Annotated in this window: 17 protein-coding genes and 2 pseudogenes; 10 read left to right on the top strand and 9 right to left on the bottom strand. The window is 39.9% G+C overall.

All coding sequences use genetic code 11. The features are described 5' to 3' along the window. Positions 1–281: 281 nt before the first annotated feature. The 7 genes and pseudogenes from PLEUR7319_RS0100985 to PLEUR7319_RS0100955 all read right to left on the bottom strand — a co-directional run bounded on the left by PLEUR7319_RS0100985 (position 282) and on the right by PLEUR7319_RS0100955 (position 4,197). The gene (locus PLEUR7319_RS0100985; protein WP_019503334.1) at positions 282–584 is read right to left on the bottom strand and encodes a P-II family nitrogen regulator; all 303 of its coding nucleotides are present in this window, start codon (positions 582–584) and stop codon (positions 282–284) included. A gap of 252 nt (positions 585–836) precedes the next feature. Next, positions 837–1,070 (bottom strand): Nif11-like leader peptide family RiPP precursor, encoded by a 234-nt coding sequence (locus tag PLEUR7319_RS0100980; RefSeq protein ID WP_019503333.1) that lies wholly within the window; start codon positions 1,068–1,070, stop codon positions 837–839. A 98-nt stretch (positions 1,071–1,168) separates the two neighbouring features. After that, positions 1,169–1,651 carry a hypothetical protein gene (locus tag PLEUR7319_RS0100975; protein ID WP_019503332.1) on the bottom strand — a complete coding sequence of 161 codons (483 nt, stop codon included), beginning with the start codon at positions 1,649–1,651 and terminating at the stop codon, positions 1,169–1,171. Between the two features lie 321 nt (positions 1,652–1,972). Beyond that, positions 1,973–2,344 (bottom strand): annotated as a pseudogene (locus tag PLEUR7319_RS0100970) (alanine racemase); the annotation flags it as partial. Between the two features lie 23 nt (positions 2,345–2,367). Continuing rightward, a complete protein-coding gene (locus PLEUR7319_RS0100965) occupies positions 2,368–3,486 on the bottom strand; it encodes a DUF1611 domain-containing protein (protein WP_019503330.1) in 1,119 nt (372 codons plus the stop codon). Between the two features lie 129 nt (positions 3,487–3,615). Next, positions 3,616–3,720 (bottom strand): annotated as a pseudogene (locus PLEUR7319_RS43335) (pentapeptide repeat-containing protein); the annotation flags it as partial. Positions 3,721–3,990: 270 nt separating this feature from the next. Next, the gene (locus PLEUR7319_RS0100955; RefSeq protein ID WP_026102229.1) at positions 3,991–4,197 is read right to left on the bottom strand and encodes a hypothetical protein; all 207 of its coding nucleotides are present in this window, start codon (positions 4,195–4,197) and stop codon (positions 3,991–3,993) included. 674 nt (positions 4,198–4,871) lie between these two features. Here PLEUR7319_RS0100955 and PLEUR7319_RS0100950 point away from each other — a divergent pair. From PLEUR7319_RS0100950 to PLEUR7319_RS0100910, 9 genes are all read left to right on the top strand, one after another. Continuing rightward, positions 4,872–5,474 carry a ParA family protein gene (locus tag PLEUR7319_RS0100950; RefSeq protein ID WP_019503327.1) on the top strand — a complete coding sequence of 201 codons (603 nt, stop codon included), beginning with the start codon at positions 4,872–4,874 and terminating at the stop codon, positions 5,472–5,474. Next, the gene (locus PLEUR7319_RS37635; RefSeq protein WP_019503326.1) at positions 5,458–5,868 is read left to right on the top strand and encodes a hypothetical protein; all 411 of its coding nucleotides are present in this window, start codon (positions 5,458–5,460) and stop codon (positions 5,866–5,868) included. Before PLEUR7319_RS0100950 ends, PLEUR7319_RS37635 begins: the two co-directional genes overlap by 17 nt. Positions 5,869–5,946: 78 nt before the next feature. After that, complete coding sequence (locus PLEUR7319_RS0100940) at positions 5,947–6,558, top strand: hypothetical protein (protein WP_202804200.1); 612 nt, start codon at positions 5,947–5,949, stop codon at positions 6,556–6,558. Between the two features lie 47 nt (positions 6,559–6,605). Then, entirely contained in the window at positions 6,606–6,794 is a 189-nt protein-coding gene (locus PLEUR7319_RS0100935; protein ID WP_019503324.1) for a hypothetical protein, read from the top strand. Between the two features lie 55 nt (positions 6,795–6,849). Continuing rightward, positions 6,850–7,500: a site-specific integrase gene (locus tag PLEUR7319_RS0100930; RefSeq protein ID WP_019503323.1), complete on the top strand. Its 651-nt coding sequence runs from the start codon at positions 6,850–6,852 to the stop codon at positions 7,498–7,500. A gap of 448 nt (positions 7,501–7,948) precedes the next feature. Further along, positions 7,949–11,407 (top strand): plasmid replication protein, CyRepA1 family, encoded by a 3,459-nt coding sequence (locus PLEUR7319_RS0100925; RefSeq protein WP_019503322.1) that lies wholly within the window; start codon positions 7,949–7,951, stop codon positions 11,405–11,407. A 136-nt stretch (positions 11,408–11,543) separates the two neighbouring features. Further along, positions 11,544–11,858: a hypothetical protein gene (locus tag PLEUR7319_RS0100920; protein ID WP_019503321.1), complete on the top strand. Its 315-nt coding sequence runs from the start codon at positions 11,544–11,546 to the stop codon at positions 11,856–11,858. Positions 11,859–11,902: 44 nt separating this feature from the next. Further along, positions 11,903–12,247, top strand: coding sequence for a hypothetical protein (locus PLEUR7319_RS0100915; RefSeq protein WP_019503320.1), 345 nt, complete (start codon positions 11,903–11,905; stop codon positions 12,245–12,247). Further along, a complete protein-coding gene (locus tag PLEUR7319_RS0100910) occupies positions 12,244–12,423 on the top strand; it encodes a hypothetical protein (RefSeq protein WP_019503319.1) in 180 nt (59 codons plus the stop codon). The genes PLEUR7319_RS0100915 and PLEUR7319_RS0100910 overlap by 4 nt, the downstream gene beginning before the upstream one ends. A 278-nt stretch (positions 12,424–12,701) precedes the next feature. Here the strand turns inward: PLEUR7319_RS0100910 and PLEUR7319_RS0100905 are convergent, their stop codons facing one another. Further along, the gene (locus tag PLEUR7319_RS0100905) at positions 12,702–13,001 is read right to left on the bottom strand and encodes a hypothetical protein (RefSeq protein ID WP_144054208.1); all 300 of its coding nucleotides are present in this window, start codon (positions 12,999–13,001) and stop codon (positions 12,702–12,704) included. Between the two features lie 127 nt (positions 13,002–13,128). Then, a complete protein-coding gene (locus PLEUR7319_RS0100900) occupies positions 13,129–13,725 on the bottom strand; it encodes a transposase (RefSeq protein ID WP_256380618.1) in 597 nt (198 codons plus the stop codon). Positions 13,726–14,124: 399 nt separating this feature from the next. Between PLEUR7319_RS0100900 and PLEUR7319_RS33690 the strand changes: the two genes are divergently transcribed. Then, the coding region (locus PLEUR7319_RS33690) for a transposase DNA-binding-containing protein (RefSeq protein ID WP_019503316.1) at positions 14,125–14,306 on the top strand (182 nt) is incomplete at its 3' end.

Genomic DNA, 14,306 nt, shown 5'->3' with positions numbered 1-14,306 from the left:
CTTATGCAGAGCAAGTTTTTGAGGGTTATCTTGCACTATTTTACACGTATCTCGGCTCTCCCCCCTAATAGCTTATAATTTAAAGAAAATCGTTTGTTCAAGTTTTACTTCCTCCAATGTTAATTAACTGAAGAAATATATATTGGCAAAGATAAGTTGAGTAATTTGGTTGTCTATAACTGTATTTTCTCTAACACTAGGAAAGAGTCAACCTTTCTGATTGCTAGGTTTCATAGATCTTCGCTCTAGGTTTCTTACTTTTAGCTTTGATACAGGAGCGTCTAATTAAACAAACCTTCTACATTTTCTCGGAAAGCAATCAAGGCGTAAGTTTCGGGAAACTGTTTTAGTTCTTTCAGCAATTGGTCAGACACCTCTGGTGTAACGATGGTTTTGACTTCAATATTAGTGTTATAGGCAGCCATCATATCTCCCGTGCGTCTACCATGACTACCTGCACCCTGCACTGGAACAATTGTATAGCCAGAAACACCTAATGTTATTAATAGTTTGATTAGACGCTCCTGTAGTACGGATTCGCATACAATTGTGACAAGAACTCCCTGATTAAAAGAATCAGACATAAAACTCCTCGAATGTTTGTATTAGGGTACTTCCAAACGAGTAGCCCTTCACTATAAAGTTAGACTAAAAATTTGAGAAATCTGTGAGGGAATTGGACACATTAAGTATAGATTGATAGCACTGGTTATAAATAGGCGGAAAACTAAGTTATCTTAGCTTTCTGCTTAAAATGCTTAAAAGCTAAAGAGCGATTTCTAGCCTAATTTCACTACTACGAGATCACTATCTAAGCAGCGATCTCTCCAATTCTTTTATTTCGGAAACAGATGTCGCCTTTGTCCAATACCTGGATTAAAAATGCCTGCTACATCCTCATCAGACAATTGACTGAGTTGAGTTTCTAAATCTTTGACTGTGAAGGCATAGCCTCTGGCTTTAGCTAGAAGAATGAAAGCTTCTGGATCTTTCTTGGCTTTCTGTCTTTCTTGTTGAGCGTGGGCTTGCTCTACCTTTTTATAGATTCGAGCAGCATTTTGCGCAATCATAATTGTGCCTCCTTTTGCAAGGATGAATTTTATTTTGATGTTTTTCTAACTTTTTATACTTTCAGTTTTATAAGCATAAATTATTCAAACATATCTAATTATAACTCATAATTATCTTCAAGAAGACACCATCTCAAAGTTACTTGCCCCGTTTCACGATTGTAAATATGAGTTGGCAGACTAGAATCGAATAATTCCATTCCTACTTTTTCTAGCTCTAGATCGATAATATTCTGAGCTTTGGCGATCGCTTTGGGTTTTGTTACTTCAAAATGATCGCTAGGATAAAAAATGCCACAGTCTTCGCCCAATTTATGGTTGTAACTGTTGCCATTGGGCAAAGAACAGTCCCACAAATACAAATACTTAAACTTTTTGTGTATTTCTTTACCGCGATCGCTGAGATATTTGAGATCGCCAAAGTAAATAGCAGCCCACGAACGACGAATAAATTTTCTGTCTGCTGTCTTCCAAATACCGATTTTCAAACCTTTATATTTATAGGTTTGATGTTTGTTTATCTCTATTTCGTTCATCAGCCATAAAACTCCAAAATTTGTTAGATATTCTGATCCCAACATTTAGTAATTAATGGCAACGTAGGCAAACAAGTAAACTCTATGAATTTTATAGGACTTTAACTAGCAAAAAAGATTATTTTTTCCTCATATTTTTAGCTAGTTATAAGTAAAATTTTTAGTCAACTAAATCCACTAAAGCTTCTGACTTAAATTGAATAGTACCTGAGCTTAAATAGCGATAATATTCGCCAATAAATACTAGTAGCGTTATATTGGTGTGGTCGCTATTAGAGATTGATTTGACCGTGCAGATTTGCATTTTGTTTTTAAAATAGGCAATAATGCGATCGCCTCGCCGAATATTTAATGCTTGAATTTTCTTACCAGGCTTTGATGAATTTTATTTTGCAAAGATGCGTAATAGTTAAGCTTCTCAAGCGTCTCAATTTCTGTATTGAGACTAATATCTACATTTTCAACAATCGATTCTGCTTGACTCAAGTGCGTGCGAAGTAAAACAAACTGAGCCGATATTTTCGCATTTTTCATCCTTTGAATGTTTTCTAAACGAGAGTCGGCAATAAACTTGACCCCTCCTCGAATCATGGCTTCGGCAATTAAAGGGTCTCCCAATACTGCCTTAGATACTCCCATCAAGGAAATACCTTGTTCTCCATAAAGTTCGCATAACATCCGAGCATTATGCTGGATTTGGGATAGGGTGATTTCAATTCTAGGCATAAACCTTGGCATATTTTTGTGTTAACCCTTAATGTTCACCCCGTTGTTAATAAGGGACGTATCTGAGAATTTGCTTTGTATCGTCGGTTGAGAGTAGGAAAAAGATTACCCAAGGCTCGTGTCAGTTTGGAACAGCCATAGGTTAAGACATCTGTGGTTGGCAATAAAAGACGTTCTTCATAGCCTTTGATAGTCTTCTGAATTTCTGTTGCGGTCAAATTTTCATGGCTTAGGGCGATCGCAATTACCTGGGATTGAGATATTGCTTTAATCAGCCGAATTTCACTGACAATATTCGGCATTGGTGAAAGAGGAAAATCGCAACGGAATTTCCTGCTAGGAGGATGTTGTAAAATAACCCCATCGGGCATACATCCTTTAAGAATACCCACCGAACTCATAAAAGCAGGATGGGAGACTGAACTTTGCCCTTCGACTAAAATAATATCAGGACTCTCTTCTTCAAAAGCTCGAACAACAGCGTGTTCTATTTCCCCAATCACAAATTGGGACCCCAGCGCGTCGATGGAAACACCATATTTCGCCCCTTGCATGATTGCTGTTTGACCTGTGGCAATCAGCACCGATTTAATTCCCAAATTGTTTAAGGATTTGTTTAATTCCACTGCGGTAGTCATTTTTCCACAGGCGCAATCAGTACCTAAAACGGCAATTACAGGAACATTAACCTTGGTAATTTCTCCCGTAAAAATATGAAGGTCTTTTAATTCGGGCGGTTTTCTAATATCTTGAATTTCAACTCCATAGCGATTAGCCATTGCTACAAATTCAGGATCTTCAGAAAAGAACTGATGAAGACCATTAATGATATTCATGCCTTTGCTCATGGCTTCCAAGATTAAGGCTCTTTCGGCAATTGGGATGGAAGCCTCTAAGGGAGCTTTGCCATAAATGTAGCAATCTGGAACATTAGGTAGGTTAGCTAAAGCTGAATTTAGGTTAGCAAAGATGGGAATATTGTTTTTTTGGTTATCTAACTCTTCTCCCGCATCCTTGCCCGCTAAGAAACTATCAATTACCCCCATAATATTATAAGTTTCAGAGTGTCTAACTAATCCTGCTGCGGTTTTACCATCCATTAGACCAAATTGATTTTCACAGTAAACTAAAGCTGTTTTTTTGGCGCTCGACATTAAGGTTATTTTCCCTGATTGATTTTAAAATTTTGATGTGGCGACTCTGCCCCACGTTAGTGAGTCAGAGAGATTTATTGATTTCTACTGGTTGAAGTTCTGACTCATTAAAATAAGCTCCCTTTAAGGCGCTCCAATTAGATTGGCATTGGTCAGACATACTTGAATTAGACTTACCCGACTAAAATCTCGTTGTCCTGCTGCGTATCGTTTTAAAATTTCTTGAGCATTCATATTTTTTGTCTCCTGAATCTATATTTGAAAAGTAAGTTGAGTAATTGGTTAGAAAGCTGGCATTTCTTGATAACAGTTACTACAACGCCAGTAAATACCTCCCCGACGTAGATGACGAAGTAATATGTATGAGCAGCAAGGACAAGTATGTCTACTTATCATGGAGAACTTGCTATAACTGTTGCCTTTTTTGGATTGAGCCAGCCGTTGAGAAGATCTATTTAATAAAACCTGCATTTTTTAAACCCCTGAAGTTTGTTAACATCCGACTCAAATTTTGGAGGTAGAGAAAAATTGTAGTTGATTCCACAATTCTTGTTTCCATTTAAGGCTCAAAATTTCTGATTTTTTCACTCCTAAAGCCTTAAGGCATTTAACTATGTCTTTTTTAGTCAGCGATTGTAACGGCAATTCCAAAGCTACAAAACGAGCCATACTAGGTGAAACAACGGATAGATCTTTTAGATAAATTGACATAAAAACTTCTCCCAAATTCACAGCAATGTAGAGATTTAAATTCAGAAGATTAATTTTTAAGATTACTCAAGATTCCAAAAATATTTCTTAACACTTCAATCCTAACGCGGAACTCCATATAAAAAAGATTGAGATACAACTCTTATTAAGAGTCGATCTTATTTAATTTTGATAACTTTTCAGGCAGGAGAGATCGCATTGACAATGAGAATTATCAACTTGAATTAGTCTTTAGCTTCTCAAATACTTTTACTGGCATTAATCAGCTATCTCTGTAATATAGTGAGATTTCAATTTCAAAGCATCTATTTGTCTTATATTTCAATCATCTCAAGTACCGATAATCATCATAAAAGGAAGTTAGATTGACTACAGAATCAGGCTTGGCGCGATCGGGTAAATTACGACTGATTTTTATTGAGAATAAGTGAGTTAATTGATAATTAACTCTTGCTATTGCGGAAAATCGATAACTAATAATTATATATTGCAAACATCTAAATGTTTAAATTACTGGACATCTAGATGAGAATAGATTAGATTCTAGCTTTCATCAGTTCCTAGTCATTGGATTAGAGTAATGAGCGATCGCGTATCATCAATTTTTGCAACATCTAAATGTTTAGTCATTCAAACATCTAGATGACTATAAATTAAATATAACTAGTAGAAAAATGATTATTACTGTAGCCTCATTCAAAGGGGGTGTGGGCAAGTCTACTACAGCCTTTCACTTAGCCACTTATTTCCAAAAGAGCGCACCTACTTTACTAGTAGATGGCGATGCCAATCGTTCCGCTTTAGATTGGGGAGCTAGGGGAGAAGTACCCTTTAAAGTAGTTGATGAAAAGCAAGCAGTTAAGTTTGCTCGCAAATACGAACACATCATTATTGATACTCCCGCTAGACCCGACGAAGATGAATTAAAAACGATCGCTGAAGGATGTGATTTGTTGGTATTACCCACTAGTCCCGATGCCTTGGCATTAGGAGCAACTCTAAAGATGGTTGATGCCCTCCACGATTTAGATACTAGTTATCGTATTCTGCTCACCATCGTTCCCCCGAAACCCAATAAGGCAGGTATCGAAGCCAGAAACGCGATCAAAAATGCGGAATTACCCATATTTGAAGCAAGTATCCGTAGGTTAGCTGTGTTTCAAAAAGCAGCCCTTGAAGGTGTTCCAGTGAGTGCTGTCAAGGATTCTTATTCAGCGATCGCTTGGCAGTGTTATGCAGATGTAGCTAAGGAGATAGTTAATGACCAAGGAGAATAGATTTGAAGGATTGATGGGTGTTGTAGGTAAAAGCAAAAATACCCAGACATCTAAACGTTCAGATGTTCAAAAATCTAGTCGCAGAAAAAAGTCTGGTTCCAAATCAGATGTTGAAATGTTTAAAAGTTCAGACATTTCAACATCTGAGCAACCAAACATTCAAACATCTGCACCTAAAACAGACAATTCCGAATTAAATGTCTCAACATCCAAACATACAGATGCTCAAACATCTAAAAAAGCCAAAAGTGTCAACCCTGATTACACCAGAACGACTCTTTATTTGCCCAAAAAAATGCACAAAAAGCTGAAGGCGATCGCTTTAGAACAAGAGACCGAAATGAGCAGTATTGTTGAGGAATTAATTGAGGGTTGGTTAAATTCTCAAAGTTAATTGTGACAAAAACCTATGTAGGATAGGCGATCACCATCTTGTGCTGACTACTGGACATTTGAATGTTCAGATGTTTAAATGTCTAAATGTTTTGAACCAAGCCGAGTAAATCACAAAGTAATGACATCGATTAATCTTTCTCAACCTCTACGAGTTTATGGCTATCACGGCACTAGTAAAAGATCTGCTATTGAAATTATCGAGCGTGGATTTGACTTAAGTACCAATGACTATGATTGGTTGGGAACGGGAGTATATTTCTTTCAAGATGCGCCCATGCGTGCTGCTTCTTGGGCAAGGGAAAGATATCCAGATTCACCCGCTGTAATCAGATCTGAATTAGTGCTCTTAAACTGTATCGACTTGCTCGATATTGCTTGGAATCCAATTATTAAAGAAACTTACGCGATGTTTGTCCAAGAATATGAAAAAGCTAGCATACCTTTACCCCGTCAAAATCCTCAAAAGTCGAAGGCACATCGGTTAGACTGTGCTTTTTTCAATTACATAGTGGAAAAAGTTTTGGCCTCAAGAGATGTAAATGTAGATTCTGTACGTGCTGTTTTTAATGAGGGCGATCGCATTTTTCCCAATTCAGCTATCTTCGATCGCGCTCATATTCAGATTCTAATTCGCGATTTATCTCTAATACAAAAATCCTGTTTGATAGAAGAAGATACAATAGATTAAGAAGCTGTACATAAGAGTGAGCTTTCCAGATTAAGAAAGAGAATGTGATGATAGATCCCAAAAAAGCAGCCAAACTGATTCGTCAGCATTTTGAAGAATTAACGACCGAGCAATTTATCGAAAATCTTCGCGATTTATCTCATGAAGCCGTTTTAGATCGAGATACAAAAGAGCAACAAAGACAAAAAGAATTAGAAACATTATCAACATCAGAAGCTTTATCTACAGAAAAATGATGTTTGGAAACAAACTCCGATAGGATAGTTTTATTGAGTAAGTTTGGCAGCTTAAATGAAGGTAGATCGGCATGGCAAGGCAAAAATACTCACTACCGATGAAATTAACCTCGTATTTTACGAAGGACTCAAAAATGACCGCGATCGCGCCATATTTGCTATCTGTCTCTACACCGCCTGTCGGATAAACGAGTGCGTCACCCTCAGAACAACTGACGTTTATTATCGTTTAGGACAAGTCAGACCCGAAATAATCTTCAGAAAAGGCAACACTAAGGGAAAATTAGGTACTAGATGTATCCCCGTAATTGAAGATTTACGCTTAATGCTGCTGAACTACTATCCATCTCCTCGTACTTGGTTCTTTTTTCCAGGGATAGGAAAAACAGGACATCTATGTCCAGATTCAGCGAGTAGAATTTTACGTCAAGCCTGTAATAAAGTTGGAGTGCAAGGAGTTTCTACTCATAGTTTTCGGAGAACTTCCTTAACATTAATGAGCAATGAAGGGATTCCCCTGCGCATAATACAAGAAATTAGTGGGCATCGCAGTTTAGAGGAACTACAAAAATATCTAGAGGTCAAGCCAGAACAAGTCAGAGGAGCAGTTTCAGCACTGTCGATGTTGTCACCAGTCGGGAAATCAGAGTTTAACGACACCGAGGCTCACACTCAAGTTGAAGCACAAAATAATAAGACCTTTTAAGAATCGGCAACAAATATGCCCGGAAATGTTCGACTTGTAGGATAATACTATTTGAAGCGAAACGTACAAAAGCGACCGCCTCTAATTAAGAGAAACGACCGCTTTTATACATAAAAAACCCAAATTGCGCCTGAAGAAGCTGGGAACTTTTTCAGAACGCAGAAGGTGGGGAAATCCCCGGATTCCAACAATTAGTAATGATTTTAAAGGGTTATTTCTAATTGTGGAGTTGGTTGAAGCAGTCATAGTCGACTTTTAGATCGAACTTGACTTTTTATGTAGTAACGTACAAAACCACAAATCTCATGGTCTACGAGCAATAAAAGTTCGTTTATGAGTTGTGATGTATGTCCGTGACTGATTTTATTATAAATCAGATTAGCACGAAATATATATCATTGCGGTTCTCTCGCTTCAAAACTTAAAACTTAGCAATGAGAATAGAACCGTGGCTTATCCAATAGAGCACTCTCAACATGAAGACTCTCAGCTTGACCAGATTGCGACTCACCATCTAGCAGAATGGCGCTCTAGTTCCGTCGATGACCAGTTAACCACCCTCAACCTACTTTCCTTAAAAGGTACTGAACCTAAAAATCATCTCTTCTGTCACCTGCCCAACTCCGAACGGCGCAATGATGGTCGGGTACGAGATAAATGGTTAGCTCGTTATGCCCACACCGAAGCTGGAGGCTGGTGGGTTTCCGGTTTAAACCCCCACAATGGTTGGCAACGCTGGGACTGGGGACGCTTTAAGCCCGATCTGCCCCGCATCGACCGGGAGAAGAACAAACCAATTAAATATGAATCTCCACCAAAAGGTGATAGTCATGTTACTTATTTTGATGTTCCCCCTCATATTTGGGACAAAGTAGCCAAACGCTACGGGCTCAAGCGTTATCGATCTCCCTTAACTCTACGATTAGCCGATAAAATTCCACCAAAGCATTCTCAATGCTATTCCCTGACCTCCACAGGACAAAGACAATCTCTATCAGACTGTCTGAGAAATGGAGTTAATGCTAGCTTTTTACCCCAGAATCTACAATCTCCCCCCAAACCCAATCCCCAATCTGCTGACCCCTACTGCTTCTGGTCCTGGGTTCAAAAGCACTCGGAAATCCCCATGATCCTCGCAGAAGGAGAGAAAAAAGCTGCTTGTTTACTCTCCTTAGGCTTTGTGGCGATCGCTCTGCCTGGGATTTGGATGGGTAGGGGTAAGGGTCAACAAAAGAACCAATTACATCCTGACTTATTGCCAATGGTTCAACCAGGGCGTAAATTCATCATTCTCTTTGATAACGACGAGCAACCCAGCACTAGAAGAGCGGTTCATCAGGCGACTCTTCTCACTGGTCGGGCAATTGAAGCTGCTGGTGCATCCTGCCAAGTGGCATCTCTCCCCGAAGGAGCAGAGAAAGGGGTTGATGATTTTGTCACAGCTAAGGGTAAACGAGCTAAATCACTGATTACCAAGATTATTAAAGCTGCTCTATCTCTCAAGGATTATCTACGAAAATCCCGTAGAAACAGCTGGGGACTCAGTAGTAAATATCCCCCTAATGTGGTCGTCAATACTCGCTATCTGAGTGATGCCATCCGCTTACCTTCATCTGGACTAGTAGCTCTTTGGAGTGGTATGGGAACAGGGAAAACTGAACTGTTGGCCAGACTCCGCCAAGAGTATCCTACTGAGCGTTTCCTTAATATCGGGCATCGGGTCAATCTGATGAAGAATCTCTCCGAGCGATTATCAACTCAGATGTACTCGGAAATCTCTCAAGGTCAATTAGCCAAAGCTGTCAGTCTCTCGATTACCGTAGACAGCCTCTACAAACTACAAACCCAATTTAATGAATACGGTTGTGTCTTTATTGATGAAGCCTGTCAGAATCTAGCTCACCTGCTCCACAGTAAGACCTGTAAAGAACATCGAGCAGAGATTTTAGAGGTTTTAGAGTACATCATCGGTAAGGCTAAATTAGTTGTCCTGGCTGATGCTCACATGAATGATGTCACACTCAATTTCTTCCGCGCCATGCGCCCTAAAGGGGAAGTACCTTTCATTATTAAGAATGAATACCAACAGCCAGGAAGGGAGGTTTATTTCTACGAGGGCCAGGATAGCAGCGCCTTGGTTGCTAAAGTATCCACTGCCTTAATGTTGGGACTGAAAAGTATGGTGGTTTCTGATTCTAAGAAATTTATTAAAAAGTTAGAAACCACCATGACCGTCCAGGTTGATGACCAGGGATGTCTTTTTGAACCTGACGAGCTTGGTAACTCCGTTACTAATCAACTCCGCATCTGGTCAATTCATGCGGATAATAGTGGTAGTGAAGAGAATAAGGCATTCATCAAAGATATCTCAAAAGAGGTGAAAAACGTTGATGCCCTACTCGCTTCTCCCAGTTTGGGAACAGGAGTTGATATTTGTGATTATCACTTTGATGCCGTCTTTGGTGCTTTCCATGCTGTATCTCAATCAGCAACAGAATGTGCCCAAGCACTACACCGCTATCGTCATTTAGTGGCATTACATATCTGGGTCGCACCTCGTCCTCCCTTTGGTTACCAAGAAACCAATGCCCACAAGATTAAGCAACAGATGTTAGACCTCAATCAGATGACTGCTTTCTTGATTCGCATTGACAAAGAGAATGGCACCAGAGGGGTAGAAAAAGATTGGGCTTTAGATGCCTACTGTGAGATTGAAGCCCAACGTAATTATTCCATCAATAATCTAAGGGACGAGCTGATGACTCTACTCGAAGAGATGGCATATAACATTACTACTGTAGAGAGCGAATCAGATGCTGTGGTCCAAACTAAATTAAAAGAAGCCGGTCAGTATTTAGATACTGCCCACCAATTAGCCGTAGTTAATGCCGCCAATATTAGTCCCCAAGTGTATCTCGCCCGTCAAGCTCAAGAGTATCTCTCACCAGAAGAAATAGTAGAGTGTGAGAAGTACCGTCTTCAAAGAGATTACGGAATGCCCGTCACCGCAGAGCTAGTCAAACGGGATGGAGGAGGACTCCTCATCAGTCAGTTAATCGCTTTAGAATCCCTCTTAGCTCCCTCATCAGGGGAAATTATTGACCCAGATACTGGTCGAAAATATCCCGCACCACCTCAGATAGTTGCCGATAAAGACCTACGAGAACGAGATTATCTTCCCCTGGCGATGGATTGGCACAATTACTCTAGTAAGTGGTTAGCTCGTCACAACCTGGGCTTGCCCAAGCTCTTAGCTCGTTTGATGGCTGGAGAGGAAATCTGTGCCACTGACCCCGATGTCGTCAGGATGACTCAGGTGGCTATTGCATCTCGCGTCCATGTGAAAGCTATTCTTAACCTGACTATTCCTAAAAATTGTCAACCGCTGTGGTTGGTGGGAGTACTACTTAATCAACTGGGACTAGCAACCGCTTCTCGGAAAAAAGGAGGTCGTGGTCAACAGATTACTTATCGGAGTCTGGAAGTTGAATCAATTGCTTTTGCTGTGTCGGTGTTGCAATATCGAGAACAACAGCGTCTTCTGAAAGCTGAAAGAGAAAGGGAACAACAAGAAAATGTGCGCCAGCATCAAGCTAGGATGCAGTCCCTCTACGGGAGCGACCCCCCAAAGACGACTGTATCCACACCCCCCAATAAAGAGAATCTTCTTACATTAGAGGACGGGGTTGATACAGCTGATGATGACCTGGAAATGGTTAATTCTGACTCGGATAACACTCAAGATAAGCTCCAACCTTATCTTGACCTTGTATTAGGAACGTTTGATGTTGGTGTGTCGGTGTTAAAAGAGATAGTGATGGGATTACAGGGTCAAAAGAATCTTTTAAATAGTCTCCTTCGATGGTTATCAAAACCAATCAGTTTCATACCGATGGATGTACCCTGAGACTAAACACCTAAAATCAGAAATCAAATAACGCTAAATGAACCTAAAATTTTCGAGGTTTCGGTTCTGTGCCAAGGTAGGCTGAGAGATATAGCTTGTCTATCAGCTTGTATTGTTAACTTTTTCCAGATACCAAATGATCCAAGGAAGAATACCAGAACTGACTATCAAATTCACCGAACGCCCTCAAAATCTACCAGAAGAAGGGAAGAAGGTAGTCATAGAAGTCAAGGGAGAAAATAAGATCACTGTCAAGGCAGAGGTGAACCGCAAGAGTTTGAAAAAAATTGTCGGCAAGATGGATACTTGGGACAACTGGGTAGCTTCTCTTTCTGGGAAGGTTAAGAGTATCTCTCCTGATGGAGTGGTGGAACTGGTAGAAGCTGGGGTCAATATTTTTGAAATCAAGAAGAAAGAACCTAAAGCCAAATCCGATTCAACTGCTGCTTGATAGATTGGTCAGATAACCGATGAGCCGAAATAAATAAGGCAATAATGGCCAAAATTAGTAACGAATTCAAATCTACTCTCGAAAAATTACAGCAAGCTCTTCTTTTGATCGTAGATGATTCTAAAGTCACTGAGTATATGCTTTTAGAACGTTATGGGGAAACCAATCAAACTGCTGTAGTTCTCGATGAGTTGACGGAGATTGCCCAGCAAGCAGCCGACCTTTACGTTCAAATATCTCGATTGCTTTTGCGAACCGCAGAGATACAGCCCACCATAACTCCTGATATGTTAGGGTTATTGACAGATAGAGTGGCAACAATTTCTAATCGCGTTCCTGCTTTAGAAAGAAGTGTCCAAGAAATCAAAGCTGATTGGGGTTTATCATGAACCAGCAGAATCTACCCGATCTTAAACAGGTAACACAAACAGTTTCTAAGTCTCGTCATCATCGTCGGGAATTGGAGTTAGCTTCCTTGGAGTTGGAAGAGTTGATCTCACAGTTGGAAAAGGATAACCGTCAACGACGCAGTAAATACTTAGTTAAATTGTCTTCAAATCAATAAAACACGTTGCTGAATCAATCCTATGCAAGAATCGAGTGCCTGAGTTTCTCAAGATATTAAATTCAGGGTTGAAGAAATTATGTCTGCATAAATTCTTCAGCAGACATAAGAGTTAGATTAAACTGTTTGTTGCTTAATCAACTACTTATGGCGGAGCGTTACACAATCACCTGACCGATCACTTAGTATAGCTAAAGTGATCGTGAATAGGCGGTGGAGAAGAAGTGGTATGGAGGTTTGGGAAACTCCCCAGAGGATTAATTCAGCCAAAAAATTGATTACTTAGGTAAAAGAGAATTGATCAAACTCAAATCTGGCTCTTCGCTAATCGATTGGTCATAGGTGTCATCGTTATCAGTGGATAAGTCAACTGATTTTTCAATTGAAGGTTGCTTGGGCTTATCAACAGTGGGATGGGCTTCAGTAATCTTGGCTCCGAGAAAGCTAAGATATCCCCGAATTATTTCACGATATCCAGAAACAAAACCCAAAGCTTCAAGACAAAATTGCTCATACTTGATATCGTCCACTTGGGGATGGTGTTTAAAAACCTTACAACCATGAGTCGCTATAACCAAAGTACGAATTAATTTACTGATGCCTTTATTACTTTGACTCGTCTTAGAATCCGATTGAAGTTTTTGAAGAACAAGATGGGGGAGAGCCGAGATACATGTAAAATAGTGCAACATCTCCCTCAAAAGCTTACTCTGACTGACTTTCAAAAATATCTACTGGCAGGTTAATCGCCCCCTCAAATGGTTGGGGAATGTTCTTCAAATCCACCACGTAATCCCCGTACCGTTTGAGATTGCGGTTGGTATAAGGACTCATAGTTGCCAACATCCGACGATTAATCTTAAATCCCTCTGCACTCAAAGAACGAATTACACCAGTCATATCTACCGTATTCTGGAGAATTACCGCACTAGCCACCAAATCTAAATACTTCAACCGCTTTTCTTGTTCTACGGGGTCATTGTCTGTAATTACGCCATCTTTGCCAAAGAACAGCCAGTCCAAGAAATGATGATAGCTCTCAACGATATTAGTACAGGCATTAACCTCTCGACGCAAAGCGCGATCGGAAATAAATCGCAGCAGATACATAGTACGTATAACTTTACCTAAAGCTCGAAAAGCCTGATACAACCTGTTCTTCCGACTATAACTACCCAACTTCCTTAAAACAGTTGAAGGTAAAAGTTTTCCCGCTTTAATCGACAGTACCACCCGCATTAGATCTTGCCAGTGGGTCTGGATTAACTTCCATTCCGCCACATCATCGAATAAAGGGTCAATATAATCGCAGCGAAGGATTTAACTTTGGTAGCGGGGATAAATGAGAGTAATTTCTGGGCATCTCCTATCAGCATCATGGTATCGAACTTATCCTGTAGTCTTTGATGTACTTGAGTTTGTGACTTTTGGGAGGAGATTTAAGGAGATTAAGATTGGCATTAGTATTCTCAACTGAATCGGGAACTAGCAAGCCATCTATATTCTGCCTGTCAGTGGGGGATAATTTGCGGGCTACCCGCTTGAACAGACGAGTATTTACAATCGAGCGAATATGCTGACTTTTCACGGCATCTTTTGGAGGAAATATAAGTTGTGTAACAATATTCGCTAACAATTACTCATTTAGAGAAATCTGCGCTCTCGATAGAGCAAAATAATTGAGCCGATTGTAAGTTATGAATGAATCAGACCAAAAATTCAATAACGGAAAAATGCGACTTTGGAGATCAACGTTTAACCAAAAGGGCGATGTTCATCGAATCAAGATTATCGTTAAAATATGGCAAACCACTCTCAGAGATTTTTGAGAGAGCAAGTGACCTGAAAAGAGCTTATGAATTCTTTGCCAATCCGAAAACTAG

It is taken from the genome of Pleurocapsa sp. PCC 7319, from assembly GCF_000332195.1.
Taxonomy (GTDB): Bacteria; Cyanobacteriota; Cyanobacteriia; order Cyanobacteriales; family Xenococcaceae; genus Waterburya.
This window is presented reverse-complemented; position numbering and strand designations above follow the sequence as displayed.

Bases quoted from the DNA above. Each gene is read 5' to 3' on its own strand.
- PLEUR7319_RS0100975 (WP_019503332.1), bottom strand. From the start codon at position 1,651: ATGTTGGGATCAGAATATCTAACAAATTTTGGAGTTTTATGGCTGATG.
- PLEUR7319_RS0100955 (WP_026102229.1), bottom strand. From the start codon at position 4,197: ATGTCAATTTATCTAAAAGATCTATCCGTTGTTTCACCTAGTATGGCT.
- PLEUR7319_RS0100980 (WP_019503333.1), bottom strand. From the start codon at position 1,070: ATGATTGCGCAAAATGCTGCTCGAATCTATAAAAAGGTAGAGCAAGCC.
- PLEUR7319_RS0100920 (WP_019503321.1), top strand. From the start codon at position 11,544: ATGATCCAAGGAAGAATACCAGAACTGACTATCAAATTCACCGAACGC.
- PLEUR7319_RS0100910 (WP_019503319.1), top strand. From the start codon at position 12,244: ATGAACCAGCAGAATCTACCCGATCTTAAACAGGTAACACAAACAGTT.
- PLEUR7319_RS0100935 (WP_019503324.1), top strand. From the start codon at position 6,606: ATGATAGATCCCAAAAAAGCAGCCAAACTGATTCGTCAGCATTTTGAA.
- PLEUR7319_RS0100915 (WP_019503320.1), top strand. From the start codon at position 11,903: ATGGCCAAAATTAGTAACGAATTCAAATCTACTCTCGAAAAATTACAG.
- PLEUR7319_RS0100965 (WP_019503330.1), bottom strand. From the start codon at position 3,486: ATGTCGAGCGCCAAAAAAACAGCTTTAGTTTACTGTGAAAATCAATTT.
- PLEUR7319_RS0100985 (WP_019503334.1), bottom strand. From the start codon at position 584: ATGTCTGATTCTTTTAATCAGGGAGTTCTTGTCACAATTGTATGCGAA.
- PLEUR7319_RS37635 (WP_019503326.1), top strand. From the start codon at position 5,458: ATGACCAAGGAGAATAGATTTGAAGGATTGATGGGTGTTGTAGGTAAA.
- PLEUR7319_RS0100940 (WP_202804200.1), top strand. From the start codon at position 5,947: ATGTCTAAATGTTTTGAACCAAGCCGAGTAAATCACAAAGTAATGACA.
- PLEUR7319_RS0100950 (WP_019503327.1), top strand. From the start codon at position 4,872: ATGATTATTACTGTAGCCTCATTCAAAGGGGGTGTGGGCAAGTCTACT.
- PLEUR7319_RS0100930 (WP_019503323.1), top strand. From the start codon at position 6,850: ATGAAGGTAGATCGGCATGGCAAGGCAAAAATACTCACTACCGATGAA.